The 23,613-nt window shown below is 65.3% G+C and carries 26 protein-coding genes; 17 read left to right on the top strand and 9 right to left on the bottom strand.

Features of this window, described 5'->3' with window-relative positions:
• Positions 1 to 15: 15 nt before the first annotated feature.
• The 3 genes from HR9077_RS15010 to HR9077_RS15000 all read left to right on the top strand — a co-directional run bounded on the left by HR9077_RS15010 (position 16) and on the right by HR9077_RS15000 (position 2,109).
• Positions 16 to 837, top strand: a complete 822-nt coding sequence (locus HR9077_RS15010; protein ID WP_136067800.1) for a motility protein A — start codon at positions 16 to 18, stop codon at positions 835 to 837.
• Positions 830 to 1,789, top strand: a complete 960-nt coding sequence (locus tag HR9077_RS15005) for an OmpA family protein (RefSeq protein ID WP_244613269.1) — start codon at positions 830 to 832, stop codon at positions 1,787 to 1,789. Before HR9077_RS15010 ends, HR9077_RS15005 begins: the two co-directional genes overlap by 8 nt.
• Before the next feature lie 86 nt (positions 1,790 to 1,875).
• Entirely contained in the window at positions 1,876 to 2,109 is a 234-nt protein-coding gene (locus tag HR9077_RS15000; RefSeq protein WP_136067799.1) for a hypothetical protein, read from the top strand.
• A gap of 108 nt (positions 2,110 to 2,217) precedes the next feature.
• Here HR9077_RS15000 and phnE (HR9077_RS14995) read toward each other — a convergent pair whose 3' ends face one another.
• The 4 genes from phnE (HR9077_RS14995) to phnD all read right to left on the bottom strand — a co-directional run bounded on the left by phnE (HR9077_RS14995) (position 2,218) and on the right by phnD (position 5,714).
• The gene (phnE, locus tag HR9077_RS14995; protein WP_136067798.1) at positions 2,218 to 3,018 is read right to left on the bottom strand and encodes a phosphonate ABC transporter, permease protein PhnE; all 801 of its coding nucleotides are present in this window, start codon (positions 3,016 to 3,018) and stop codon (positions 2,218 to 2,220) included.
• Positions 3,015 to 3,818, bottom strand: a complete 804-nt coding sequence (gene phnE / locus HR9077_RS14990; RefSeq protein ID WP_136067797.1) for a phosphonate ABC transporter, permease protein PhnE — start codon at positions 3,816 to 3,818, stop codon at positions 3,015 to 3,017. Before phnE (HR9077_RS14990) ends, phnE (HR9077_RS14995) begins: the two co-directional genes overlap by 4 nt.
• Positions 3,815 to 4,609, bottom strand: a complete 795-nt coding sequence (gene phnC, locus HR9077_RS14985) for a phosphonate ABC transporter ATP-binding protein (RefSeq protein ID WP_136067796.1) — start codon at positions 4,607 to 4,609, stop codon at positions 3,815 to 3,817. Before phnC ends, phnE (HR9077_RS14990) begins: the two co-directional genes overlap by 4 nt.
• Before the next feature lie 82 nt (positions 4,610 to 4,691).
• Positions 4,692 to 5,714, bottom strand: coding sequence for a phosphate/phosphite/phosphonate ABC transporter substrate-binding protein (phnD, locus tag HR9077_RS14980; RefSeq protein ID WP_136067795.1), 1,023 nt, complete (start codon positions 5,712 to 5,714; stop codon positions 4,692 to 4,694).
• 170 nt (positions 5,715 to 5,884) lie between these two features.
• Between phnD and HR9077_RS14975 the strand changes: the two genes are divergently transcribed.
• From HR9077_RS14975 to HR9077_RS14950, 6 genes are all read left to right on the top strand, one after another.
• Positions 5,885 to 6,697 carry a DeoR/GlpR family DNA-binding transcription regulator gene (locus tag HR9077_RS14975; RefSeq protein WP_136067794.1) on the top strand — a complete coding sequence of 271 codons (813 nt, stop codon included), beginning with the start codon at positions 5,885 to 5,887 and terminating at the stop codon, positions 6,695 to 6,697.
• 38 nt (positions 6,698 to 6,735) lie between these two features.
• Positions 6,736 to 7,536, top strand: a complete 801-nt coding sequence (locus HR9077_RS14970) for an HAD-IIB family hydrolase (RefSeq protein WP_136067793.1) — start codon at positions 6,736 to 6,738, stop codon at positions 7,534 to 7,536.
• A gap of 166 nt (positions 7,537 to 7,702) precedes the next feature.
• Positions 7,703 to 8,281 carry a hypothetical protein gene (locus HR9077_RS14965; protein ID WP_136067792.1) on the top strand — a complete coding sequence of 193 codons (579 nt, stop codon included), beginning with the start codon at positions 7,703 to 7,705 and terminating at the stop codon, positions 8,279 to 8,281.
• A 229-nt stretch (positions 8,282 to 8,510) separates the two neighbouring features.
• Entirely contained in the window at positions 8,511 to 8,987 is a 477-nt protein-coding gene (locus tag HR9077_RS14960; RefSeq protein ID WP_136067791.1) for a hypothetical protein, read from the top strand.
• Positions 8,988 to 9,064: 77 nt separating this feature from the next.
• Complete coding sequence (locus HR9077_RS14955; protein ID WP_136067790.1) at positions 9,065 to 10,072, top strand: NAD-dependent epimerase; 1,008 nt, start codon at positions 9,065 to 9,067, stop codon at positions 10,070 to 10,072.
• A 23-nt stretch (positions 10,073 to 10,095) separates the two neighbouring features.
• On the top strand, positions 10,096 to 11,442 hold the full coding sequence (locus HR9077_RS14950; RefSeq protein WP_136067789.1) for a UDP-glucose dehydrogenase family protein: 1,347 nt from the start codon (positions 10,096 to 10,098) through the stop codon (positions 11,440 to 11,442).
• A 90-nt stretch (positions 11,443 to 11,532) separates the two neighbouring features.
• Here the strand turns inward: HR9077_RS14950 and HR9077_RS14945 are convergent, their stop codons facing one another.
• On the bottom strand, positions 11,533 to 12,531 hold the full coding sequence (locus tag HR9077_RS14945; protein WP_136067788.1) for a YeiH family protein: 999 nt from the start codon (positions 12,529 to 12,531) through the stop codon (positions 11,533 to 11,535).
• Positions 12,532 to 12,639: 108 nt separating this feature from the next.
• On the opposite strand from HR9077_RS14945, the gene HR9077_RS14940 reads away from it, so the two are divergent.
• Complete coding sequence (locus HR9077_RS14940) at positions 12,640 to 13,539, top strand: LysR substrate-binding domain-containing protein (protein ID WP_136067787.1); 900 nt, start codon at positions 12,640 to 12,642, stop codon at positions 13,537 to 13,539.
• A 10-nt stretch (positions 13,540 to 13,549) separates the two neighbouring features.
• Here the strand turns inward: HR9077_RS14940 and HR9077_RS14935 are convergent, their stop codons facing one another.
• Complete coding sequence (locus HR9077_RS14935; RefSeq protein WP_136067786.1) at positions 13,550 to 14,275, bottom strand: GntR family transcriptional regulator; 726 nt, start codon at positions 14,273 to 14,275, stop codon at positions 13,550 to 13,552.
• Positions 14,276 to 14,431: 156 nt separating this feature from the next.
• Here HR9077_RS14935 and HR9077_RS14930 point away from each other — a divergent pair, with 156 nt between their 5' ends.
• From HR9077_RS14930 to HR9077_RS14900, 7 genes are all read left to right on the top strand, one after another.
• On the top strand, positions 14,432 to 14,716 hold the full coding sequence (locus HR9077_RS14930) for a UxaA family hydrolase (protein WP_136067785.1): 285 nt from the start codon (positions 14,432 to 14,434) through the stop codon (positions 14,714 to 14,716).
• A 2-nt stretch (positions 14,717 to 14,718) separates the two neighbouring features.
• Positions 14,719 to 15,888 carry a (2R)-sulfolactate sulfo-lyase subunit beta gene (gene suyB / locus HR9077_RS14925; RefSeq protein ID WP_136067784.1) on the top strand — a complete coding sequence of 390 codons (1,170 nt, stop codon included), beginning with the start codon at positions 14,719 to 14,721 and terminating at the stop codon, positions 15,886 to 15,888.
• Between the two features lie 190 nt (positions 15,889 to 16,078).
• The gene (locus HR9077_RS14920; RefSeq protein ID WP_136067783.1) at positions 16,079 to 17,065 is read left to right on the top strand and encodes a tripartite tricarboxylate transporter substrate binding protein; all 987 of its coding nucleotides are present in this window, start codon (positions 16,079 to 16,081) and stop codon (positions 17,063 to 17,065) included.
• 56 nt (positions 17,066 to 17,121) lie between these two features.
• Positions 17,122 to 18,639, top strand: a complete 1,518-nt coding sequence (locus tag HR9077_RS14915) for a tripartite tricarboxylate transporter permease (protein ID WP_136067782.1) — start codon at positions 17,122 to 17,124, stop codon at positions 18,637 to 18,639.
• On the top strand, positions 18,636 to 19,121 hold the full coding sequence (locus HR9077_RS14910) for a tripartite tricarboxylate transporter TctB family protein (RefSeq protein ID WP_168380964.1): 486 nt from the start codon (positions 18,636 to 18,638) through the stop codon (positions 19,119 to 19,121). Before HR9077_RS14915 ends, HR9077_RS14910 begins: the two co-directional genes overlap by 4 nt.
• 14 nt (positions 19,122 to 19,135) lie before the next feature.
• Complete coding sequence (locus tag HR9077_RS14905) at positions 19,136 to 20,065, top strand: hydroxyacid dehydrogenase (RefSeq protein WP_136067780.1); 930 nt, start codon at positions 19,136 to 19,138, stop codon at positions 20,063 to 20,065.
• A complete protein-coding gene (locus tag HR9077_RS14900; RefSeq protein ID WP_136067779.1) occupies positions 20,062 to 21,066 on the top strand; it encodes an Ldh family oxidoreductase in 1,005 nt (334 codons plus the stop codon). Before HR9077_RS14905 ends, HR9077_RS14900 begins: the two co-directional genes overlap by 4 nt.
• Positions 21,067 to 21,117: 51 nt before the next feature.
• On the opposite strand, the gene HR9077_RS14895 is transcribed toward HR9077_RS14900, so the two are convergent.
• The 3 genes from HR9077_RS14895 to HR9077_RS14885 all read right to left on the bottom strand — a co-directional run bounded on the left by HR9077_RS14895 (position 21,118) and on the right by HR9077_RS14885 (position 23,592).
• Positions 21,118 to 22,188 (bottom strand): glycosyltransferase, encoded by a 1,071-nt coding sequence (locus HR9077_RS14895; RefSeq protein WP_136067778.1) that lies wholly within the window; start codon positions 22,186 to 22,188, stop codon positions 21,118 to 21,120.
• Positions 22,185 to 22,904 carry a lipopolysaccharide kinase InaA family protein gene (locus tag HR9077_RS14890; RefSeq protein WP_136067777.1) on the bottom strand — a complete coding sequence of 240 codons (720 nt, stop codon included), beginning with the start codon at positions 22,902 to 22,904 and terminating at the stop codon, positions 22,185 to 22,187. The genes HR9077_RS14895 and HR9077_RS14890 overlap by 4 nt, the downstream gene beginning before the upstream one ends.
• 139 nt (positions 22,905 to 23,043) lie before the next feature.
• Positions 23,044 to 23,592 carry an isochorismatase family protein gene (locus HR9077_RS14885; protein ID WP_136067776.1) on the bottom strand — a complete coding sequence of 183 codons (549 nt, stop codon included), beginning with the start codon at positions 23,590 to 23,592 and terminating at the stop codon, positions 23,044 to 23,046.
• Positions 23,593 to 23,613: the final 21 nt, after the last annotated feature.

The raw sequence follows: 23,613 nt of genomic DNA, 5'->3' as shown, positions 1-23,613 counted from the left end.
GCGGATTCGTCTCACATGAATGTTTCTACCCTGATAGGCATAGGCGCCAGCGTGCTGCTGCTGGCCTGCGTCGTACTGTTGAGCGCGGACACGGCGATGAGCTTCGTCAACCTGCCGGGCCTGGCGATCGTGCTCGCCGGCACGCTGGCGGCGACCTTCATCAGCTATCCGCTGCGCGAAGTCGTGCGTGTGGTGCGGCTGGTCGGCGTGGTGTTCCGGCGCGAAGACAGCTACGTCGAAGAGGACACTCGTGAGCTGGTGGACATGGCGCGGCTGTGGTTCAAGGGCGACATACGCTCGGTCGAACGCGCGCTGGAGCAGACCCGCAACCCTTTCCTGCGTACCGGCGTACAACTGGTCATCGACAATACGCGCGAATCGGAAATCACCGATCTGCTGCGCTGGCGAATCGCCCGGCTCAAGGCGCGCGAGCTGGCCGAAGCGCAGATATTCCGGACCATGGCCGCCTATGCGCCGGCCTTCGGCATGATCGGAACGCTGGTGGGCCTGGTCAACATGCTGGAGATCATGCAGGTCGGCGATATCGCCTCCATCGGCCCGCGGATGGCGGTGGCCCTGCTCTCTACCTTCTATGGCATCCTGATCGCCAATCTGGTGTGCAAGCCCATCGCGGTAAAGCTCGAGCGCCGGACCGAGCAGCGTCTGATCGCCATGAACATGGTGCTCGAGGGCGTGGCGCTGATTTCCAAGCGCCGCCTGCCGTCGTTCATCGAGGAAACGCTCAATTCGTTCATGGCCAGCTATCAGGATGAGATCCGCGATCCGATCCGCAAGCCGCTGGCCGAACCGCCCCAGGGCGCGAACGCCAATGCTTGAGAATCATCGCGACGGTCACCACCATGAGCGCCTGCTCTCGTTGCGTCCCGAGGAGCGTGACGGCGAGGGCTGGATGATCAGTTACATGGACATCATGACGCTGCTGGTGGCGTTGTTCGTGCTGTTGTTGACGGTCAGCGGTCAGGTGGGCGATCTGGCGGGCGCCGTGCGGGGCGCCCTGGCGGCGAATGTATCGGCGAAGACCTCCGTGGAGGCAGGCGCATCGCTCTCGTCCGAAGCGATCGGCGCCGCGCATGCCGTGACGGTCGCACCCGTCGCCAGCCCGCGGCCATTGACCTCGCCGCTCGGGGTGCGGCTGGAGGCGCTGCTCGCACCGCCGGCATTGAGTCGCGATGCGCTGGCGGCTGCCCAGCGCGTGGCCGGGCGGAGTATGCTGGTGACACGGATGCCCGCGGTGGCCGAGATTCATCCCGACGCGCTTCAGGCCGCGCGTGCGGTGGCTACCGCACCTTGGGTCAGCAACACTGCCCAGGCGGCGGCCATCCAGGTGGCCGGCGAGTGGCAGTTGAAGGTTCCCAAGCCGTTGCCGGTGATCGAGGGCGTCGAGGTATCGCGGATCAAGGGCGGAATCAACCTGCGTATCCAGGATCACCTGCTGTTCGGCTCGGGCGATGCCGAGTTGACCGATCCGGGCCAGGGGGTCGTGCAGGGTCTGGTGTCGCTGCTTGGCCAGTACGCGGGAACGGTGTCGGTCGAGGGGCACACCGATAGCGTGCCGATCAATACCCCGCGTTACCCGTCCAACTGGGAGCTTTCGAGTGCCCGTGCAACGGCCATCCTGCGCTATCTGGTCGCGGCGGGAATTGCTCCCGAGCGGCTGCGTTCCGTGGGCTATGCCGATACCCACCCGCTCGAGCCCAATGATACGGCCGAGGGCCGGGCCGCCAATCGGCGCGTCGAGTTGATCATTCATGCACCCGAAGGGTCATGAACGTTGTATGCTAGCGTGAGACAGCCGAGTCGCTGTAAGCGCGCGATTCGTGACCGAATGGAACGAAGGAAGGGTTAGGCAGGGCGATGGCAATCCAGAGAATCACTACCAAGAAAGACAGGGCAAAGCGCGACGCGGTCGTCTACAGCGATTCCCAGATCGAGCACTACCTTTTCCTGCTCATCTATTCGGGGCGTCACGAGACGGCCGAGAGCCTGTTTGCCGAATTGCGCAGGATGCTGCCCGGCGTCGATCCGATCCAGCTGAATCGGGTTTCCCACTCCTTTGCAGCCGAGCTCAAGGGGGCCGGCCTGAAGTGACGGGGCGCTCCTTGGCCGAGCGCCTGGCTCGAATCGAGTGGCGCAACCGGGGAGGCAGCAACGCGGCCGGGGGCGAATGCGCCCTCGGCCGCGTCTGCATTGGAGGGTCTAGATCACTTTCCTGCGCAGCCAGGCGGCCAGCGCCTCGCCGGCGATGACCAGCACGAGAATGGCGAGCAGTATGGTCGCCACGGTACGCCAGTCCAGCGTGTCGATGGCGCCTTGCAGAATCACGCCGATCCCGCCGGCACCGACCAGCCCGAGCACCGTCGATTCGCGCAGGTTGATGTCCCAGCGAAGAATGCTCACCGCGAAGAACGTCGGCACCACCTGAGGCACGATGGCATACAAAATGACCTTGGCGCGCGACGCGCCGGTGGCCTCGAGCGCCTCGACCGGCCGCCGGTCGATCTCCTCGATCGCCTCGCCCATCAGCTTGCCCAAAAAGCCCAGCGAGCGAAACATGATGGCGACGATTCCGGCGAGCACCCCGGGGCCGAAGATCGCCACGAACAGCAGTGCCCAGATCAGCGTGTTCACCGACCGGCTCGAGACCAGGATGAAGCGGCCCAGCCAGAGGGTGGCGCGGTTGGGCGTGGTGTTCTGCGCCGAGATGTAGGCCACCGGCAGCGACAGGAAGACCGCGAAGAAGGTGGCGATGGTGGCGATGTTCAGCGTCTCGATCAGCACCCGGACGATGGTGCCCAGTTGCGAGACGTCGGGCGGCACCATGCGCCCGAACAGGTCGCCGATCTGCGCCGGGGCGTCCCACACCCAGGGCCAGATGATATCGATGGTGCCCAGCGACCAGGCGACCGCCATGGCGACGAGCATCAGGCCGGCAAAGCGCCACCAGCGCTGGCGAGAGCTGTAGCGCGTCCACACGCGCTCGGCGACTGAATCGTTCACCAGATCCTCCTCCTGATGCGGCCGCTGACCGCTTCGCTGATCAGGATCGCGCCGATGATCACCAGCGTGATGGCCAGCGCGAAATCATAGTCGTAACGGCCGAAGGCATTCATCAGCGTCGCGCCGATTCCGCCGGCGCCGACGATGCCGACGACCGCCGAGGCGCGTAGATTGCTGTCCAGCTGATACATCGCCAGGCCGATCTGGCGAGGCATGATCTGCGGCAATACGGCGAACTGCAGCACGGCGATATAGCGGGCGCCGCTGCTGCGCATGGCTTCGACCTGGCCCCAGTCGATCTCCTCGATACGCTCGGCGAGCATCTTGGCGACGAAGCCGATCGAGTAGATGGTCAGGGTGAGGATGCCGGCCACCGGCCCGAAGCCCACCGCCTTGACGAACAGGATGGCGACGATCACCGGGTGGAAACTGCGGGCGATGACGATCACCGCCCGGCCCAGGGCGTAGATAGGCTTGATGGCGATGTTGCGCGCCGCCATGAAGGCGATCGGCACGCTCAACCCGACGCCGAGCAGTGTCGCGAGGATCGCGATCTTGAGACTTTCCAGGAAGCCGTCGATGAGCAGCTCGTGGCGCGCGAAACTGGGCGGAAAGGCGCCGGCGAAGATGCGCGCCGCGCGCTCGATGCCCTGGGCGACCCGCTGCCAGTCGAAGGGCAGGGTGCTTATCGCCCAGGCGGCGTATGCCAGCAAGCCGATCAACAGGCTCCAGCGTAGCCAGGGGTTGGCGATGAAGGGGGGCTTGCGCCAACGGCGCGGCGCGGTGACGGTTTCGCTCATGACGTCACCGCTTCATGATCGTGGGGCGAGCGACGGCGCGAGGCGTCGTGCTCGCCGGTCCCGCTGTAGACGGCGTCCATCGCCGCCTCGTCGAGATCGTCCGGCTTGCCGTCGAAGATCAACTTGCCGAAGCGCATGCCGACGATGCGCTCGGTGAATTCGCGCGCTTCGCCGACGTTATGAATATTGATCAGTACGGGCAGATGCAGTTCGGCGGCGAGTTTCTGCAGCAATTCCATGATCTGGCGGGAGGTGACCGGATCCAGCGAGGCGGTGGGCTCGTCGGCGAGCAGGATCTCGGGGTCCTGCATCAACGCCCTGACGACCCCGACACGCTGGCGTTCGCCCCCGGACAGCTCGTCGGCGCGCTTGTCGGCGTACCGGGCGATGCCGACCCGCTCCATGAGGTGGAAGGCACGATCGATGTCTTCCTGCGGATAGCGGCGCAGCGCGGCGCGCCAGTAGGGGATGTAGCCGAGGCGTCCGCACTGGACGTTTTCCATGACCGAGAGCCTGTCGACCAGATTGAAGCCCTGGAAGATCATGCCGATGCGCCGGCGTGTCCGGCGCAGCGCTTCGCGCTTAAGCGTGGTGATCTCCACGCCGTTGAGTTCGATACTGCCGGATGTCGGCTCGACGAGCCGGTTGATGCAGCGAAGCAGGGTGCTCTTGCCGGCTCCGGAGGCGCCGATGATCGAGGTGACCGATTCGTCGGGCACCTCGAGTTCCAGGTCCTTGAGCACCGGCTGATCGTTGCCGTAACGCTTCACCAGGTGAGAAATTCGCAGCATGGGTAGCCTCCATGACCCGAGTAAGCCGGGCCGGCGACAGTCGCGCCGGCCCGGCCCGTAGGCTTGCCGTGATGGCCAGGGCTCAGCTCTTGTCCAGGTTTTCGGGGGTGTAGGTAACGCCGTTGGCCTGCTGGATGTCGCGAATCACTTCCCAGTCTTCCTGGTAGGTGATCGGCACGAATTGCGTCACGCCGCTGAACTCCTCGCCCAGCGCGGTGCCCTGAAAGTCGAAGCTGAGAAACGCCTGCTTGATCTTTTCCGCGAGCTCGGGGTCGAGATTGTGCGCATGGGTGTAGGAGGTCGTCGGGAAGCGCTTGGATTCGAAGATGATCTTGACCTCTTCGGGGTCGTACAGGTCGCGCTCGGCCATGCGGTCGACGACTTCGGAGGCCACCGGGGCGGCGTCGTAGTCGCCGGCGACTACGCCTAGCATCGACTGGTCGTGGGAGCCGGAATAGACCACTTCATAGTCTTCGCCGGGTACGACGCCCTCCTTGGGGAATAGCGCGCGGGGCGCCTGGTTGCCGGAGTTGGAGGTCGGCGAGGTATGCGCGACCCGCTTGCCCTTGAGATCCTGCAGCGTGTCGATGCCACTGTCCTTGCGGGTATAGACCTGCAGGGTGTAGCCGAACTCGCCCTCCTCGGAGCCCATGATGGCGAAAGGTACCGCCCCGGCCAGGTTGACCGCGAAGGGCGTGGGGCCCGTCGAGAAGCCGGCGATATGGATGCGGTTGCTGCGCATCGCCTCGATTTCCGCCGAGTTGGACTGCACCGCGAAAAAGCGCACGTCCTTGCCGGTGGCTTCGGATAGGTGCTCGATGAACGGCTCCCAGATGTCGGCGTAGATCGCCGGGTCCTCGACCGGCGTATAGGCAAACACCAGAGTGTCCGGGTCGAGCAGCTCGTCGGGGTTGGTGGGCGTGTCGGCCACCAGGTCGCCATTGGCGTCGCAGTAAATGTCGGCCAGGTCGCCGCGGTTCTCGCAGGATTGCGATTGCTGGGCGCCGACGGTACCTGCATAGAGCGCCAGGGCGGCCCCGACGCCCAGGGCCAGGCGGCAGGACCGGCCGAGCGTCGTCTGAAAATCGGTCTTGGTCGTTGTCATGGCATGACTCCCGTTCCGGTTGGTTTTTTGTCTTGGTAATACCAACCGGTTGCGTGTATTAGAGTTGGTTTTCACAACAAATATAAGTCAGAATGTGGTTATAGCCACGTATAATGTGGCCTTTGCCACATTATCCATTGGTCGTATCGCTTGCCTGCGAGGGAACAAGCATGCCCCGTCGTCTGCAGAAGGATGAGCGTCGCGCGCGGATTCTGGATGCCCTGCGTTATACGCCGCATTTGCGTATCGCCGCGCTGGCGCAGCGCTTTGCAGTGACCACCGAAACGGTACGCCGCGACCTCGACGCGCTCAGCGAAATGGGGTTGGTCGATCGTGCGCATGGCGGTGCCGTGGCGCGGCCCATGGGCATTCAGCCCTCGATCGCCGAGCGCGAGCAGTCGACCGTCGATGAGCGGCGGTGCATTGCCGTTGCCGCGGCGGGGCTGGCTTCCCCCGGGCAGGTGGTGATGATCGATGCCGGCTCGACCACCACCCAACTGGCCTGGCAACTGGGCGCCGTCGGCGAGGGGCTGACGGTGATCACCAACAGTTATCCTGTGGCTTCGGCGCTGGCGACGGCGTCCGTCCGTTCGATCCTGTGTCCCGGCGATTTCAATGGTCGGGAGGGCGGCGTGTTCGGTCAGGATGCCAGTGAGTTTCTGGGGCGGTTTCATGGCAATGTGGCATTCATCGGCGCCAGTGGCATAGCCGCGGATGGTATTTCCGACGTCAACCGCGAGGCGACCTGGATCAAGCGTGTGATGCTGGCACGTTGCGAACGCGCGTATCTGCTGGTCGATCACACCAAGTTCGACGTACGGGTACTCGAAGTGGTGGCGCCGCTGGATCATCTCGACGGCATCGTCACGGATCGCCCCCCCCAGGGGGCGCTTGCCGAGCAACTGCGCAAGGCCGAGGTCGAGGTCCATCTTGCACCGCCGGTGGCATCGACGGGCCGTGCAACGGTGGATCTTCGGTCATGAGGCTTGACGATGGCACCCGGGCCACCTAGGAGAAGACAATGCAGCGATTGCAGGACGCTGATATCGATGCACTGCAGTCCATCGATGTGGTGCTGACCGATGTCGACGATACCCTGACCCGCCACGGTCGGCTCGGCGCCGCCACTCTCGCTGCCATGGAGCGACTCGCTCGGGCGGGCATTCGTCTGGTGCCAGTCACGGGGGGCTGTGCGGGGTGGTGCGATCATATCGTGCGTGCCTGGCCCGTGGCGGCGGTGATCGGCGAGAGCGGCGCCTTCCGTTTCCTCAAGACGCCCGGTGGCGGGCTAGATCAATGCTTCGTGCGTCCCCGCGAGCAGTTGCGCGACGAACAGAGCCGCCTGCTGGCACTCGCCGAACGCGCCTTGGCGGCCGTGCCCCGGGCGCGTCTGGCGGCCGACCAGCCTTATCGCCTGGCCGATGTGGCGATCGACCATGCGCAGGATGTCGCGCCGCCACTGGAACGCGATGCCATCGGCCGGCTGGTCGGCGCCATGCGCGAGGGCGGGGCGAGCGCACGAGCCAGCTCGATACATGTCAATGCCTGGTTCGGCGACCATGACAAGGCCAGCATGGCATCGCGAGTGCTCGAGCAGGATTTCGGACTGTCTCTTGAGCAGCAGCGTCAGCGGGTTCTTTTCATCGGCGATGCGCCCAACGATGAGTCGCTGTTTCGCAGCTATCCCGCCTCGGTCGGCGTTGCCAATATTGCCGTGCATCTTGACACCATGCAGGCGCATCCACGCTGGTTGTGTACGGCCAGCCACGGGGAGGGTTTCGTGGAAATGGCCGAACGGCTTATGGCGTCACGTCGCTGTTGACTGTAATGTTGAATGGATTAAATATCCGCTCGTGGCGATGCACTGATCATCGTCCAAGTTGATGCATTATAAGTGAAATTCAGCTGACCAAAAGATTCTCCGCTGCCTTTAACGGAATAACGGGAGCTATTCCGAAAAGATTAAAAAAACAGGCGAGGATATCCCGATGGAACGTCAACAGCGAAACATACTGCAGGTCGTCATCTGGCTGTTTGCATTGATGTCGACGCCTTACACGACACTTCTGGCGCTTGAATTCGATCCTGATCTGCAGCCCCATACGCTGCTTGCCCGGTTGTATCTGGTGCCGGCCGGAGCCATTGCAGTCAATGTCCTGCTCTTTGTCATGGCGCTATTCGTCTCGCGGCTATGTGCCGAAATGGACGTGCTTCAGGAAACCGGTAGCGGGGAGCGTTCGCAATCGAACCACGCAGGCACGAGCGGGGACGAGGAAAGTAGCGAAAAGAGCCGCAACGCCGTGCTGAAAATCCTTCGCATGTCGCGACGCAGTCCGTTGCGCGGACGTGTCAGCGAACAGGCATTGATCTATTCGGTGAACGACGTTACCCCGACCACGGCGGCCGAAGCCAATCGGGCACTGGTCGAGGGAGTCAACGACGTCGAATGGGTCGACCCCAAGGGTGAGCTGAGGCACACCCGGTTCACCACCCGGGAACATGACCTGCAGGCCCAGTTCGAGCAGGTCGCACCCCCGTCGGTGCGCAAGGAAGAGGACGAGCGCTAGGGCCTGCAGAGGAGTCTGCCCGCTATCCGCCACCCGGACTGAAGCCGGCCGATGCTGCGCCCGCCGGGCGGCACGTGCTGCCCCGCCTTTCCTTCGCATTGCGCTTTATCGTCCTGTCCCTCCGTCGTCCTGTCTGGATCGCCATCGGCACGTTGCGGGGCGTACCATGCACGCTCGAGCCAGCCCCCGCTCCGGCGGGTCCGGCGAGCATTGCAACAAGGGAGAGGTGATGGCCGCACTGGTATTCTTTTCGTCGCTATTTCTGCTGGTGGCGCTGTTGTCGGTAACGGCCGTGAGCGGCTTGTTCGCGGGCTCGCGCCGTGGCACGAAGCGCAAGAGTGGCGCCAGGGCCGGCCAGGCGACCCGCAAGCCGCGTCCCAGGCGACAGCCTGGCGGCACGGCCAAGTCGAGCCGCGCCGCCAGCAGCAAGCCCGCCGCGCCGCGCAGAAGACTCCGGCTTCGCTTGCCGAAGATCCCGATCCCGCCCGGACTGTCATCCTGCCTGCCGCTGGGCCTGCTTTTCGTCTTGATGGTCGGCGCGGGGCAGTTGGCCTTGTACGGTCTACGGCAGGCTCGGGAAGGGGGCGCCGACGATCCCCGACTGATGGCTTTCGCCACGGCCCTGGACTATCTCGGCCTGGCGAGCCTGGCGCTGGTGGCTCTGGGGTTGGTCGGGGCGATTGCCGCGCATCGTCGCAAGCCTTAGCGTATCCGGGACGCTACTCCCCGGGGGGCGCTCACATGATATAGTGCGCGCAATTTTTCACGCGACTCGGAAGGTTCATGAACATTCTGATTACCGGCATGGCAGGTTTCATCGGTCATGCGGTCGCCAAGCGATTGGCCGAGGATGGACATGCCATCGTCGGCATCGACAATCTCAACGAATATTACGACGTTTCCCTGAAGCGAGCCCGACTCGACGATCTGGGTGGTTTCACCAACGTACGCTTCGAGCGGCTGGACATTGCCGATAGTGCGGGCATGCAGCGCCTGTTTGCCGGCGAGCGCTTCGACCGGGTGGTCCATCTCGCCGCCCAGGCGGGGGTGCGCTATTCGCTGGAAAACCCGATGGTCTATGCCCAGTCGAACCTGATCGGGCACCTCAACGTGCTGGAAGGCTGCCGTCAGCAGCAGGTCGCGCACCTGGTCTACGCTTCTTCGAGTTCGGTCTACGGCATGAACGGCAAGGTGCCGTTCGAGACCTGCGATAACGTCGACCATCCCATCAGCCTGTACGCGGCGACCAAGAAGTCCAACGAGCTGATGGCGCATACCTATGCGCATCTCTATGACATGCCCACCACCGGACTGCGCTTCTTTACCGTTTACGGTCCCTGGGGGCGGCCCGACATGGCGCTGTTCAAGTTCACCCGGGCGATTCTCGAGGGGACGGCGCTGCCGATCTACAATCATGGCGACATGTCGCGGGATTTTACCTATATCGACGATATCGTCGAAGGCGTTGTGCGGGTCCTCGACGTCATTCCCAGCGCGCATCCCGAATGGCCGGCCGAGGCCATGGTCCCGGACAGCGGACGCGCGCCGATCGCGCTCTACAACATCGGGCACGGTAGTCCGGTGGCGCTGATGGATTTCGTCCGTGCGATCGAGACTGCCACCGGGCAGACCGCGCGGTACGACTACCAGCCGATGCAACCGGGCGACGTGCCGCGGACCTGGGCGGATACCGAGGCGCTGTTCGCGGTCACCGGCTACCGGCCCACGGTGGGTGTCGAGGAGGGGGTGGCGCGTTTCGTCGCCTGGTATCGCGATTTCTATCAAGTATGAGAGTGGCTCAGGGATAACACGTCATGAAAATCACCATCTTCGGCACCGGTTATGTAGGGCTGGTAACCGGAACCTGCCTGGCCGATGTCGGTCACGATGTGCTGTGCATGGATGTCGACGCCGACAAGATCGCCCGGCTCGAGCGCGGTGAACTACCCATCTACGAACCCGGTCTCGACTCGATGGTGAGCCACACCATGGCCGCGGGCCGGCTGCGCTTTACCACCGACGCCGCCACCGCGGTGGCGTTCGGCACCCTGCAGTTCATCGCCGTGGGTACGCCGCCGGACGAGGACGGCAGCGCCGATCTGCAGTACGTCCTCGCGGTGGCGCGCAGCATCGGCGAACACATGACGGATTACAAGGTGGTCGTCGACAAGTCCACCGTGCCGGTGGGTACCGCCGACAAGGTACACGCCGAGATCGCCGCCACCCTCGCCGCGCGAGGCCTGCAGACGTCGTTCGATGTCTGCTCTAACCCCGAATTTCTCAAGGAAGGGGCGGCGATCGAGGACTTCGCCCGGGGCGCGCGGATCGTCGTGGGCACCGATTCGCCGCGGGTCAAGACGCTGATGCGCGAGTGTTACGCGCCCTATAACCGCAACCATGAAAAGCTGATGTTCATGGACGTGCGCAGCGCCGAGCTGACCAAGTACGCGGCCAACGCCATGCTCGCCACCAAGATCAGCTTCATGAACGAGATCGCCAATCTCGCCGAGCGGCTGGGGGCCGACATCGAACAGGTGCGCCACGGCATCGGCAGCGACCCGCGTATCGGCTATCATTTCATCTATCCTGGCTGTGGCTACGGCGGTTCGTGTTTCCCCAAGGACGTCCAGGCGCTGGCGCGCACCGCCAGCGAGATCGGCTATCGCTCGGAGCTGCTCGAGGCCGTCGAGTCGGTCAACCAGCGTCAGAAGGTCACGCTGTTCGCCAAGCTCGCCCAGGCCTTCGACGGCGGACTGGCCGGCAAGACCATCGCGGTGTGGGGGCTGGCCTTCAAGCCCAATACCGACGACATGCGTGAGGCGCCGAGCCGTACCTTGATGGAAGCGCTATGGGCGGCCGGTGCCCGGGTGCGGGCCTTCGATCCCGAAGCGATGGCGGAGTGCCGCCGGCTCTATGGCGAGCGCGACGACCTGGTTCTGGTGGACGATCGCGAGCAGGCGGTCTCCGGCGCCGATGCGTTGGTGATCTGCACCGAGTGGAAGGCCTTTCGCAGCGTCGATTTCGACTGGCTCAAGGCACAATTGACCACCCCGGTGGTGGTCGACGGGCGCAATCTCTACGACCCCGCGGCGATCAAGGCGGCCGGGCTGCTGTATTTCGCCGTGGGTCGAGGCGATTCCCTGGTGACGCGAACGCATTAGACCCGACTGCGCAAACGCCCGCTGCTAGCGGGCGTTTGCGTTGCTGGCGGGGCTCGGGCCGGGCTTTCGGAGCAACCGGCCAGGCCATGGTCAGCTCATGAGCAGCGGCGTGAGCGCCCATCCTCCTCCCAGCAGCAGCGCGAACAGGCACAGCGCCAGCAGGAAGGGGCGGATTCCCAGTGCCTTGAGCCTTTCCAGGCGCGTCTCGAAGCCCAGGGCCGCCATGGCCATGGCCAGCGCGATCTGGCCGGTCACCACCAGGCCGCCATGCAGCATGGCCGGCAGGGCGACCAGGCTGTTGAACACCACCATGGCCAGGAAGCCGAACGCGAACCAGGGAATCACCAGTGCGGGACGCGCCGCGTCCGGATCAGAGTCCTGGGTATCGCGACGCAGCCACCATTGACCGACGATCAGCAGGAAGGGTACCAGCAGCATCACCCGCACCAGCTTGACGATCACCGCGTTGGCCAGTGCCTGGGGGCCCACCGCATCGCCGGCGACGACCACCTGGGCCACTTCGTGCACGGTGGCGCCGATGTAGATGCCGTAGAGGCCCTCGTCCATGCCGGTCAGCGGATAGAGCAGCGGATAGAGCAGCATCGCCAGGCTGCCGAAAAGCACCACGGTGGCCACCGCCATCGCCGTCGCCGCGGGCTTCGAGCGAATCGTCGTCTCCGTCGCCAGCACCGCGGCGGCGCCGCAGATGGCGCTGCCGGCGCTGGTCAGCAGCGCCGTTTCGGCATCCAGCTTGAGCACCCGCGTACCCACCCAGTAGCCGATCACCAGCACGCTGGTGATGACCAGGGTATCCAGCACGATCACCTTGGGGCCGAGGCCGAGGATCTGCTGCAAGGTCAGGGAGAGGCCGAACAGCACGATGCCGCCGCGCAGCAACCAGCGCGTGGCGAACTGCAGTCCGGGGCGAGTCTGCGGCAGCCGCCTGGCGAGCGGCAGGTTGCCCGCCACCAGGCCCAGCAGCAGGGAGAACACCAGGGGGCTGATGCCGCTTTCGGCGATGCCGGGGACCTGGGTCAGCGCGAACCCACCCAGGGTCAACCCGGCACATAACACGATGCCCTGCCACATGAGACGCCTCCGTCGAGACCGAACGGTTCGAATTGTCTGGATAGACTAATCGGCGATGGCGTTATGTGTTATTGGGTAATAACGATATGCCTATTAAGTGGAGCCGATATGTCGACGCACGTGACCTTCCGTCAGCTTCAGGTCTTCGTCGGGGTCGCCCGGGGCGGTTCGGTGAGCGCGGCGGCCAGGCAGCTCAGCCTGTCGCAGTCGGCGGCCAGCCAGGCGCTGGGCGATCTCGAACGTCAGCTTGGGGTGGTGCTGTTCGAGCGACTGGGCCGGCGTCTCGAGCTCAACGACGCCGGGAGCCGGTTGCTGATCCACGCCGAAAGGCTCCTGCACGGCATGGCCGAGTTGATCGATGCCGCCCGGGAACCGGAAGGAGCGTTACGCGGTGCACTGCACGTGACGGCGAGCGCGACCATCGGCACCTATCTGCTGCCGATGCTGGCCGGGGGCTTCAGTGAACGCCATCCGGCGGTCGATCTGCAGTTGCGGTTGCGCAACACCCGGGAGGTGATGAGCGACATCCTGCGTTTCGATGCCGATCTGGGGCTGATCGAGGGGCAGTGCACGGAGTCCCGCCTGGTCAGCGAGGTCTGGCGTCACGACGAAATGGCGATCATCGCCTCGCCCCAGCATCCGCTGGCCGGTCGAGGGCGACTGGATGGCGATGCACTGCAGTCGGCGCAGTGGATTCTGCGCGAGCCGGGCTCGGGTAGCCGGGCGATCTTCGAGGCGGCGATTCACCCCCACGTCGAACGGATCCATGTGCGCATGGAGCTGGACCAGCACGAGGCGATCAAGCAGGCCGTGCGCGCCGGGTTCGGCCTGGCCTGCCTGTCGCGGCTGAGTGTCGCCGGCGAGCTGGCACGTGGCGAACTGGTGGCGCTGGAAAGTCCCCTGAGCCTGACCCGGGCCTTTTCGCTGGTCTGGCACCCCGAACGCTATCGCAGTCCGCTGTGGCAGGCCTTCAAGGTCTTCCTCCAGGAAGAAGCGCCGGCACCCTGAGAGGGCTGCCTCACAGGGTGCACGCATAGGCATAGTCGCGGGTCGATAGCCGCGAGATCCGCCGTTCGATGGGCACGTCCTGATAATCCCGCGCCACCCGGCGGATCTCGATCAGCGGTTCGCCGCTCGCGACCCCCAGCTGTTCGACCTCGTCGCGCCCGGCACGGACGGCTACCAGGGTCTCGTCGGCGTGGGCCACGGTGCGGCCGTACTGCTGTTGATAGAGCTGATACAGCGTATTGGGCAGCACCTCGGGCTGGTTTTCCAGCGCCGCGAAGCGGGCGGCATCCAGCACGATATCCTCGAGCAGGATCGCTGTTCCCTGCAATTCGCGCACCCGGCGGATATGAATGACCTCGCCGCCGTCGGCCAGTTCCAGCGTCTGGCGCTCGTCCGCGGTGGGGGCCCGCCGGGTCCGACCGAGCACCCGCGATACCGGCAGGCAGCGTTCGCCGTCGTGGCTGACGATGTTGAAGAAGCGGAATAGCGCGCGATCGGCGTCATGGGTGGCCACCGCCGTACCCTTGCCCTGGCGGCGAATCACCACGTTGTCGGCGACCAGTTCGTTCAGCGCCTTGCGCAGGGTACCCACGCTGACGTCGTAACTGGACGCCAACGACGCTTCGCTGGGGATGAAGGTCCCCGGCGGCCACTCGCCCGAGGCGATCCTCTCCAGAAGCAACTCCTTGATCTGCTTGTAGAGCGGCTGAAACGTAGGGCCTTTCGGCGCAGTCATCGGCAAGTCGTCCTTGGCCATTTTCGAAGGGTTTCGGGTCACGATGAGGGGATTATAACGATCAGCGGGCATCGCCGACATCTCCTTGACTGTTATATATACTATGTCATATACATGACTTGCGAGCGAGCGGCTCGCCAGTCATAGGAGAGGAGCATGAGCATCGATTTCGTGGTTCACGACGCCGACGATGCGGTCGGCGTGGTGGTCGTGGAGGGGGTCCAGGCGGGTCAGACGCTGACCGGTTGGGTGATGGATCAGGACAAGACGCTGCAGTTCGAGGTCCGTGACGCCATTCCGATCGGCCACAAGCTGGCGATTCGCGACCTCGCCGAGGGCGACACGGTGATCAAGTACAGCGTCGACATCGGTCGCGTGGTCAAGCCGATTCGCAAGGGGGAGCACCTCCACGTCCATAACGTCAAGACCAAGAGGTGGTAGGCATGGAACTCAAGGGAAGCACTTTTCTGGGGTATCGGCGCGACAACGGCCGCGTGGGCATTCGCAACCACGTCATCGTGCTGCCGGTGGACGATATCTCCAACGCCGCGGCCGAAGCGGTGGCCAACAACATCAAGGGTACGCTGGCGCTGCCGCACCCCTACGGACGGCTGCAGTTCGGCGCGGATCTCGACCTGCATTTCCGCACCCTGATCGGCACCGGCTGCAATCCGAATGTCGCCGCGGTGATCGTGATCGGCATCGAGCCCGGCTGGACCGGCAAGGTGGTCGATGGCATCCGTGCCACCGGCAAGCCGGTGGAAGGTTTCTGGATCGAGCAGAATGGCGATCACAACACCATCGCCGCCGCCTCGCGCAAGGCCCGCGAATTCGTCCAGTTCGCCACCGAGTTGCAGCGCGAACCCTGTGACATCGCCGACTTGTGGGTGTCGACCAAGTGCGGTGAATCCGATACGACGTCCGGCTGCGGGGCCAACCCGACGGTGGGCGACGCCTTCGACAAGCTCTATGCGCAGGGCTCGACGCTGCTGTTCGGCGAGACCTCGGAACTCACCGGCGGTGAGCACCTGGTCGCCGAGCGTTGCGCCGACGACGGCGTGCGCGATGAATTCCAGGCGATGTTCGACCGCTACAGTGCGATGATCGATCGCCACAAGACCAGCGATCTATCGGAATCCCAGCCGACCAAGGGCAATATAGAAGGCGGGCTGACCACCATCGAGGAAAAGGCGTTGGGCAACATCCAGAAGATCGGCAAGCTGTGCCGGGTGGATGGCGTACTCGACAAGGCCGAGGCGCCGACCGGGCCGGGCCTGTGGTTCATGGATTCCTCGTCGGCGGCCGCCGAGATGGTCACGCTGTGCGCGGCGGCCGGCTACGTGGCGCATTTCTTCCCCACCGGCCAGGGCAACGTGATCGGCAACCCGATCCTGCCGGTGATCAAGATCTGCGCCAACCCGCGCACGGTGCGCACCATGGGCGAGCATATCGATGTCGACGTCTCGGGTGTGCTGCGTCGCGAGATCAATCTCGGCGAGGCCGGCGATCAGTTGCTGGAGATGCTGTTGCGTACGGCCAACGGCCGGCATACCAACGCCGAGGCGCTGGGCCATCGCGAGTTCGTGCTGACGCGGCTCTACGAGAGCGCCTGAGCCACCGGCCCGGGCGGCCGGACTCGACGGGTGGCGCATCGCCACCCGTGATCGATAACAACAGCCGACGTAGAGCGGCGAAATGAAGTTGCTTGAGACAAGACGGTTAGGACGTGCCAGGCATCCGGTGCAACCGGCACTCGAACGGCCACTACCGGATACCACAACAATATCAAGCGGAGACAACGTCATGCGCCAGTTGAACCCCCTCAGGACCCTCGCGACCACGACCGCCCTGGGCGGCCTGCTCGCCCTGTCGACACTCGCCGGATCGGCGATGGCGGCCGATGCCGGGAACTATCCCGACCAGAACGTGCAATACATCATCCCCTTCGGCCCCGGCGGCGAGTCGGACATCAGTGCCCGGTTGCAGCAGCAGTATTTCCAGGAACTGACCGGCCAGCAGCTGATCATCCAGTACATGGCCGGCGGCGGCGGTGCCGTGGGCTGGTCGCAGCTCAACGAGATGGGGGATGACGGCTACACGATCATGGGCACCAACCTGCCACATATCATTCTCAAGCCGATGGGCAAGGAGCCGGGCTTCACGACAGAGGAGCTCAAGAACTTCTTCTACTTCCACTATTCGCCGGACGCGCTGATCGTCAACAACGACAGTCCCTTCGAGACGCTCGACGATCTGATCGCCGCCGCCAAGGAGGCCCCGGGCAGGATCACCGTCTCGGGCAGCGGCACGCAGTCCGCCAACGACATCGCCAATCAGCGGTTCGAATCGCTGGCCGACGTCAAGACGACCTACATTCCGTTCAAGGGCACCGGCGCGGCGGTTGCCGCCTTGCTGGGCGACCAGGTGCGGGCCGAGTGGGGCTATACCACCACCGCCGCCAACCACAGCGACAAGGTGCGCATGCTGGCGGTGGCTTCCGAGGAGCGTCATCCGCTGTTTCCCGAGGTGCCGACCTTCAAGGAACTCGGCTACGACATGACCGGTGGCGCCTACCGCGGCATGGCGGTTCCCGAGGGGGTTTCCGACGAGGTGACCACCGAGCTGTCCGATATCTTCTCCGAGATCAATCAGAATCCCGAGTTCCGCCAGAAGATGGAGGACCTGGGCTTCGTGCTGATCGATGTGCCCTACGGCGAAATGGACGACTTCATGGACAAGCGTCGCCAGGAATACGAGCAGGTCGCCCGCGACATGGGGATCATCGAGTGAACTGACCGCCGGCCCGGGCCCGCCCGGGCCGACGCGTTCCTCAAGGGAGGTAGTTCATGGAAACATTGAGTTTCATGGCCGCCGCGCTGTCCCCCGTCAATCTGTTGCTGGCGATCGTCGGCGTCGCCGCGGGGATCGTCATCGGTGCCTTGCCGGGCCTGTCGGCAACCATGGCCGTGGCGGTGCTGGTACCGGTGACGTTCGGCATGCCGCCGGAGGCGGCGCTGATCATGCTTGGCGCGATCTACACCGGGGCGATCTACGGCGGCTCCTATGCCGCGATACTGGTCAATACGCCGGGCACGCCCTCGGCGATTGCGACCACCTTCGACGGCTATCCCATGGCCCAGCGCGGCGACGGCGATCTGGCGGTCACGCTGTCGACACTCTCGTCGGTGATCGGCGGGCTGGTCGGGGCCCTGGCGCTGCTGACCCTGGCACCGTTACTGGCGCAGATCGCCCTGAAGTTCGGCCCGGTCGAATACTTCTGGCTGGCGATCTTCGGCCTGACGCTGATCTCGGCGCTCTCCGAGGGCTCGACCCTCAAGGGCTTCATCGGCGCCGGCATCGGCCTGCTGCTGTCGACGGTCGGGGTGTCGGTTGTCGGCGGCGACATTCGTTACTCCTTCGGCTCGCAGTTTCTGCTCGGCGGGATCGAAACCATCTCGGCGCTGATCGGCCTCTACTGCATTCCGGTATTGATCGATCTGGTCGCCACGCCCAGTGCTCACCTGCAACCGCCGGAAAAGGGGCGGGGCATCCGCCTCGGCGAGGGGATGCGGCTGGTCTGGCGGGGCAAGTTCAATGCCGTACGCAGCGCGGTGATCGGCACGCTGGTCGCCATCCTGCCGGGGGCGGGCGGTTCCATCGCCAGCCTGGTCTCCTATTCGGAGGCCCGGCGCACTTCGCGGCGTAGCGAGCGGTTCGGCCATGGCGAGCCGGATGGCGTGATCGCCACCGAAACGGCCAACAACGCCACCGTGGGCGGCGGCTTCATACCCACCTTCGTGCTGGGCATTCCTGGTACGCCGCCCGATGCGGTGATCCTCGGGGCGCTGCTGGTCCAGGGGTTCCGGACCGGCCCGGAGATGTTCACCACCAATGCCAGCGTGACCTACACCTTCATCGGCGGGCTGGTCATCGCCACGCTGTTGATGTTGCCGATGGGGCTGTTGATCGGCCGCTACGCCTTCAAGTCGATCGTCAGCATCCCCAAGGCGCTGCTGGTGCCGAGCATCGCCTTCATGACCGTGATCGGGACCTATGCCATCCGCAACAACCCGTTCGACGTGGTGGTGATGGTGGTGCTGGGCGTGATCGGCTGGGTGCTGGCGCGCTACGGAATCAAGCCATCGCCGATCGTGCTGGGGCTGATCCTGGGACCCATCGCCGAGCAGGGCTTCGTCCAGGGCTACCTGATGGGCAACGCCTCGGGCTCGGTGCTCGGCGCCTTCTTCGGCCGGCCGCTGTCGCTGGCGATCATCGCGATGGTGCTGCTGTCGGTGTTGTATCCGCTATGGCGCGCACACCGCGCGCGGCGGCTGCCCAGGGAACCCGAGGAGGCCCGTCCATGAAGTCGACCACGGAACCGACGCAGCGGGTCGCGGCACGCGGCTCCGACGCCTGTCTCGCCGTCGCCATGCTGGGCATCGCGCTCGGCGCGCTGTGGTTCAGCGCCGACATCTCGATCATGGCCAGCGTCTTTCCCCGGACCATTGCCGTGCTGGTGCTGATCTTCAGCGCGGCCCTGCTGCTGCGTAGCCTACTGGCAAAACCGACACGACCGCGCCCCGAGCCGGGCAGCGTGGCCCGTCGCCTGGGGCTGATCGTCGTGCTGCTGCTCTGGAGCCTGACGCTCAAGTGGCTGGGGTTCGTCACGTCGAGCCTGTTGAGCGCGGCGTGCCTGGCGCTGCTTTCCCACTATCACGGCTGGACGCCGAGGCGCGCCGCGGGCTACGCGACCGTGCTGCTGCTGATCATCGCTCTCTTCTACGTCCTGTTCGCGATCATTCTCAACGTGCCGCTGCCGGTTGGCCTGCTGTGGCGTACTCAATGACAAACGAGGTAACGATGACCGACATCCTGATCACGGAATTCATGGACGAGGCGGCCGTCAGCGAGCTCGAGCGCGACTTCGCGGTCACCTTCGAGCCGTCGCTGGTGGAGGATCGCCAGCGACTGTTGACGATGGGCGCGGGCGTACGCGCACTGATCGTCCGCAACCGCACCCGGGTCGACGCGACCCTGCTCGGCCTGTTTCCCGACCTGCAGGCGGTGGGTCGGCTGGGCGTGGGGCTCGACAACATCGACCTGGATGCCTGCCGGGAAAGAGGCATCGCCGTGCTGCCCGCCCAGGGTGGCAATACCGTCTCGGTGGTGGAATACGTGCTGGCCGGGGTGTTGATGCTACAGCGCGGCGCCTATCTTTCGACATCGCGGGTGGTGGGCGGCGAATGGCCGCGTCAGGCGCTGATTGGTCGCGAAAGCGAAGGCACCATGCTGGGCCTGGTGGGGTTCGGGGCGATCGCCCGCGAAGTGGCGCGCCGCGCCGGCTGCCTGGGCATGTCGGTGATTGCCTACGACCCCTTCGTCGACGAGCGGGACGCTGTCTGGCAGGAGGTCGAGCGCGCGGCCAGCCTCGAGGCGCTGCTGCCGCGCGTCGACGCCTTGAGCCTGCATGTGCCGCTGAGCGAGGGAACCCGGCATCTGCTGGGACGCGAGACGCTGGCGCTCATGAAACCGGGCAGTGTGCTGATCAATACCGCGCGCGGCGGGGTGGTGGACGAAGCGGCGCTGGCCGAGAGTCTGCGTGCCGGCCACCTGGGCGGGGCGATGCTCGATGTCTTCGAGCAGGAGCCGCTGGCCGCCGGTTCGCCGCTGGCCGGTCTCGAGGGGCTGATCGCCACGCCGCACATCGCCGGGGTCACTCGCGAGTCCAACGAGCGTATCGGCTGGATAACCGTCGACAATGTGCGCCGCGCGCTGGGGGTGACGGCATGACCGTTGTGTCGATCGACAAGGCCCATGCGCTGGCGATCGCCGCGCTGACCGCGGTCGGGGTGCCCAACTGGGAAGCCGAGGTCACGGCTGACGCCCTGGTGATGGCCGACCGCGACGGCCTGGCTTCGCATGGGCTGTCGCGGCTGCCGTTCTACCTGGACCAGGCGCGCAGCGGCAAGATCGATGCCGGTGCGCGGGCCAGCAGCGCCATCGAGGGCTCGGTGATCCGGATCGACGCCCGGCACGGGCTGGCCTTCCCGGCGATCGCCCGGGGCGTGGAAAGTGCCATACCGCTGGCGCGCGAGCTGGGCATGGTCGCCGTGGCGATCTCCCGCTCGCACCACTTCGGGGTGGCCGGCTATCCGGTGGAGAGACTGGCCCGCGAGGGGCTGATGGCGATGGCCTTCAGCAACGCGCCCTCGGCGATGGCCCCCTGGGGCGGCAATCGTCCGCTCTACGGCACCAACCCCATCGCCTTTGCCGCGCCGCGGGCGAACGCCGAGCCCCTGGTCATCGACCTGTCGCTGTCGAAGGTGGCGCGCGGCAAGGTGATGCTGGCCAGGACAGCGGGCGAGCCGATTCCCGAGGGCTGGGCGCTTGATCTCGAGGGGCGTCCCACCACCGACGCCGAAGCGGCCATTGCCGGCAGCATGGTGCCGGCCGGCGATGCCAAGGGCGCTTCGCTGGCGCTGATGGTGGAACTGCTGACCGCCGGGCTGACCGGCAGTCACTTCGGCTTCCAGGCCGGCTCGTTCTTCGAGGCCGAGGGCGAGCCGCCCAGCGTGGCGCATCTGTTGCTGGTGTTCGATCCGAGCCGGTTTGGCGAGGGGTATCTTGACCACGCCGAAGCCCTGTTCAGCGAAATGCTGGCCCAGCCCGGCGTGCGGTTGCCGGGCACGCGACGCTTTGCCACCCGCGCCGCGGCCGCCGAAACGCTGGAGCTGCCCGACGCGCTGATCGCGGAACTGAGGGCATCCGCCCAGGCGGCGGCGCCCTCATGAACCGCCGCAGGCATGCCGGCCGCGCTGGGGCGCGGTGTGAAAGGGCACGGATCACTCGAGCGCCTCGAACTGCGGCAGCACGGTCTGCTTGAGAAAGGGCCGGTAGTGCGCTTCGGTGACTTCGATCGGGGCGGCGTCCATGGCGGCGATGGCTTCGGCGAGCGCGGCCTCGTCCTCCCTCGGCACCAGAAAAGGCGCCAGTGTGCCGCGCAGGATCTCGCGGGGGCCGGACGGGCAATCGACGCTGACCACCGGCGTGCCCAGCAGTAGTGCCTCGATCAGCGCCCGGGGCAGCCCCTCGGAATCCGAGCTCAGCACCAGCGCCTTGGCGTGGCGGATGAACGGGTAGGGGTTGGTCTGGTAGCCGGGCAGGATGACCCGCCCGGCGAGGCCGAGCTCGTCGATCAGGGCTCGCAGACGCGTTTCCTGATCGCCCTTGCCCTTGCCAAGCAGCATCAGCGGCGTGCTCACGCCGCTGGCCTTGTAGGCGCGCAATAGCCGGTCGTGACGCTTGCGCGGCTCGTAGGTACCGACGTTGATGAGGTAGTCGCCTTCGGGCAGGGCCGCCGGCTCGTCGGCCATCGCCAAAAACGGTTCCTGCTCGTAGGGATTGTAGATCGCGCGTATCTCGTCGGCCTCGAGGCCGATGACCTCGACGAGATTGTCCTTCACGCCCTGGGAGACGGCGATGACCTTGCGCCCGGTATAGAAGCGGTGAACCTTGGCGAAGGCCTTGGCGCGCTGCTTGGGGTCGCTGAACTTGGCCGAGATGTCGCTCTTGATCCAGAAGTGCAGGTTCGGATAGCGCAGGTGGCGGGTGATCTTGTCGCAGGAGCAGGAAATGATCACGTCCGGGGCGAAGGTGTCCAGGGCACGAGCGATGCGACCTGCCTGCCATCGCTCGACCAGCGGGTTGGAGAACAGCTTGGTGAAGCGGTTGACGGCCTCGAGATCGACGATCTCCAGCCCTTCGGGGATGCGATGCTCGATCCGGTCGCGCAGGATGAAGACCTTGACCCGATTGCCGCGCTGGCGCAGCCCGTCGGCGGTATAGAGCAGCGATTTCTCGGCGCCACCCCCGTAGAGATCCTCGATGACGAAGGCGAAGCGTTTGGCGGTCATCTATAACCCTTGGTAGTTGTCAGTGCACCGCGGATATGCTCGTGGGCGAGCTGGCGGTACGTCTCGCCCTGTAGCTTGGTCGGGCTGAGCATTGCCTCGAGGCAGGCCTGGCGACGGGCGAGGGCCCGCGGGAGTCGCCGAACATGGGTGTCGATCCAGATCAGTTCACCCTGGGCGTCGACCAGCACATTGCCGAAATGAAAGTCGCGATGGACATAGCCGTGCGCGATCAGGCGAAGGGCTTCATCGCACATGCGGCGCAGAAAATCGCGCCGCCCGGCCTCGTCCTGTTCAAGGAAGTGGCGCTCTCCCGAACGGGCGCCGTCGAGATATTCCATGACATACAGCGAACCCAGTGGATTGCCGGGGTTCACCGCCACCCCGTAGGCCCTGCAAGCGATGGTCCTCAGGCCGGCGCGGCGAATGATGCGGTTGCTGCGGTATTCGCGCGCCGCTGCAGAGCGGCCGGAGAGACGCTTGTCCAGAAGATCGCGGAACAGCCACTTTGCGCTCTGCTGGCGCCAGTCGTATTTGTCGCGGACCAGCTTGTAGAGCGAACCGCCGGTTTCATCGAGATAGAAGGCGCTGCTGCCGATCCTTTCGAGCGTGGCCATCGCCGGCGGGTGGCTCAGGGAGGCCCGTGTCGGCAACGAGGCGAGATCGCGTATCAGGTACCAACGCGGCACGCCGTCCAGGCTGACTCGATGAAGGGGCATGGATTTCGCTCGACGAGCTTGCAAAGGAAGCGGCAATCGTCGTGATAGCGCCGAATAAAGTCAAGCGGGCTCTGGGGCGCCGGGGCATCCAGCGCCAGTATTGGGGCGCTTCAGGGGCTCGAACGAGCGGCCCATGCCTTCACGACTCATCGATCGTCGCCCCCAGGTCGCGCAGCGCCTCCTTGCAGGCTGCGGCGTGCTCGGGCTCCACCGCGCGGGTGCCGGCGGCGATCAGCGTCACCTCGAAGCCGTGCTCGCGGGCTTCCCGGACGGTGGCCTGAACGCACACATCCAGGGCCAGGCCGGCCACCTTGAGCGACGTGATGCCGTGACGCTGCAGGTAGCTGGCCAGCCCCGTTCCCTGGAAGGCCGAATAGTTGTCGCGATCGAAAGCGCAGCCCTTGCTGACGCGGATCGCCTCGTCCGGCAGTTGCAGGGTGGCATGGTATCCGGCGCCGGGCGTGTCCTGAACGCAGTGCTCCGGCCAGTCACCGCCCTGGGCGGCGAAGCTGCAGTGCTCCCGGGGGTGCCAGTCGCGGCTGGCGATGATCGGCCAGCCCGCCTGGCGAGCGCGTTCGATCCACCGGTTGACGACCGGCATGATGGTCTCGGCGTCGGGCACGGCCAGCGTGCCGCCGGCGCAGAAATCGTTCTGGATGTCGACGAGCAGCAAGGCGGTGGATGGCATGACCGGCTACCTCCTGAAGTG

It is taken from the genome of Modicisalibacter radicis (assembly GCF_900961225.1).
Taxonomy (GTDB): Bacteria; Pseudomonadota; Gammaproteobacteria; order Pseudomonadales; family Halomonadaceae; genus Modicisalibacter.
The sequence above is the reverse complement of the archived record's forward strand: the minus strand, read 5'-3'. Positions and strand labels throughout refer to the sequence as shown.

Excerpts from the sequence above, each read along its gene's own strand:
- suyB (WP_136067784.1), top strand. The coding sequence starts at position 14,719 with ATGGAACTCAAGGGAAGCACTTTTCTGGGGTATCGGCGCGACAACGGC.
- HR9077_RS14930 (WP_136067785.1), top strand. The coding sequence starts at position 14,432 with ATGAGCATCGATTTCGTGGTTCACGACGCCGACGATGCGGTCGGCGTG.
- HR9077_RS14915 (WP_136067782.1), top strand. The coding sequence starts at position 17,122 with ATGGAAACATTGAGTTTCATGGCCGCCGCGCTGTCCCCCGTCAATCTG.
- HR9077_RS14955 (WP_136067790.1), top strand. The coding sequence starts at position 9,065 with ATGAACATTCTGATTACCGGCATGGCAGGTTTCATCGGTCATGCGGTC.
- HR9077_RS14965 (WP_136067792.1), top strand. The coding sequence starts at position 7,703 with ATGGAACGTCAACAGCGAAACATACTGCAGGTCGTCATCTGGCTGTTT.
- HR9077_RS14890 (WP_136067777.1), bottom strand. The coding sequence starts at position 22,904 with ATGCCCCTTCATCGAGTCAGCCTGGACGGCGTGCCGCGTTGGTACCTG.
- HR9077_RS14945 (WP_136067788.1), bottom strand. The coding sequence starts at position 12,531 with ATGTGGCAGGGCATCGTGTTATGTGCCGGGTTGACCCTGGGTGGGTTC.
- phnC (WP_136067796.1), bottom strand. The coding sequence starts at position 4,609 with ATGCTGCGAATTTCTCACCTGGTGAAGCGTTACGGCAACGATCAGCCG.
- HR9077_RS15000 (WP_136067799.1), top strand. The coding sequence starts at position 1,876 with ATGGCAATCCAGAGAATCACTACCAAGAAAGACAGGGCAAAGCGCGAC.
- HR9077_RS14905 (WP_136067780.1), top strand. The coding sequence starts at position 19,136 with ATGACCGACATCCTGATCACGGAATTCATGGACGAGGCGGCCGTCAGC.
- phnD (WP_136067795.1), bottom strand. The coding sequence starts at position 5,714 with ATGACAACGACCAAGACCGATTTTCAGACGACGCTCGGCCGGTCCTGC.
- HR9077_RS14950 (WP_136067789.1), top strand. The coding sequence starts at position 10,096 with ATGAAAATCACCATCTTCGGCACCGGTTATGTAGGGCTGGTAACCGGA.
- HR9077_RS14935 (WP_136067786.1), bottom strand. The coding sequence starts at position 14,275 with ATGACTGCGCCGAAAGGCCCTACGTTTCAGCCGCTCTACAAGCAGATC.
- HR9077_RS14885 (WP_136067776.1), bottom strand. The coding sequence starts at position 23,592 with ATGCCATCCACCGCCTTGCTGCTCGTCGACATCCAGAACGATTTCTGC.
- HR9077_RS14970 (WP_136067793.1), top strand. The coding sequence starts at position 6,736 with ATGCAGCGATTGCAGGACGCTGATATCGATGCACTGCAGTCCATCGAT.
- HR9077_RS14960 (WP_136067791.1), top strand. The coding sequence starts at position 8,511 with ATGGCCGCACTGGTATTCTTTTCGTCGCTATTTCTGCTGGTGGCGCTG.
- HR9077_RS14910 (WP_168380964.1), top strand. The coding sequence starts at position 18,636 with ATGAAGTCGACCACGGAACCGACGCAGCGGGTCGCGGCACGCGGCTCC.
- phnE (WP_136067797.1), bottom strand. The coding sequence starts at position 3,818 with ATGAGCGAAACCGTCACCGCGCCGCGCCGTTGGCGCAAGCCCCCCTTC.
- HR9077_RS14920 (WP_136067783.1), top strand. The coding sequence starts at position 16,079 with ATGCGCCAGTTGAACCCCCTCAGGACCCTCGCGACCACGACCGCCCTG.
- HR9077_RS15010 (WP_136067800.1), top strand. The coding sequence starts at position 16 with ATGAATGTTTCTACCCTGATAGGCATAGGCGCCAGCGTGCTGCTGCTG.
- HR9077_RS14895 (WP_136067778.1), bottom strand. The coding sequence starts at position 22,188 with ATGACCGCCAAACGCTTCGCCTTCGTCATCGAGGATCTCTACGGGGGT.
- HR9077_RS15005 (WP_244613269.1), top strand. The coding sequence starts at position 830 with ATGCTTGAGAATCATCGCGACGGTCACCACCATGAGCGCCTGCTCTCG.
- HR9077_RS14975 (WP_136067794.1), top strand. The coding sequence starts at position 5,885 with ATGCCCCGTCGTCTGCAGAAGGATGAGCGTCGCGCGCGGATTCTGGAT.
- HR9077_RS14940 (WP_136067787.1), top strand. The coding sequence starts at position 12,640 with ATGTCGACGCACGTGACCTTCCGTCAGCTTCAGGTCTTCGTCGGGGTC.
- HR9077_RS14900 (WP_136067779.1), top strand. The coding sequence starts at position 20,062 with ATGACCGTTGTGTCGATCGACAAGGCCCATGCGCTGGCGATCGCCGCG.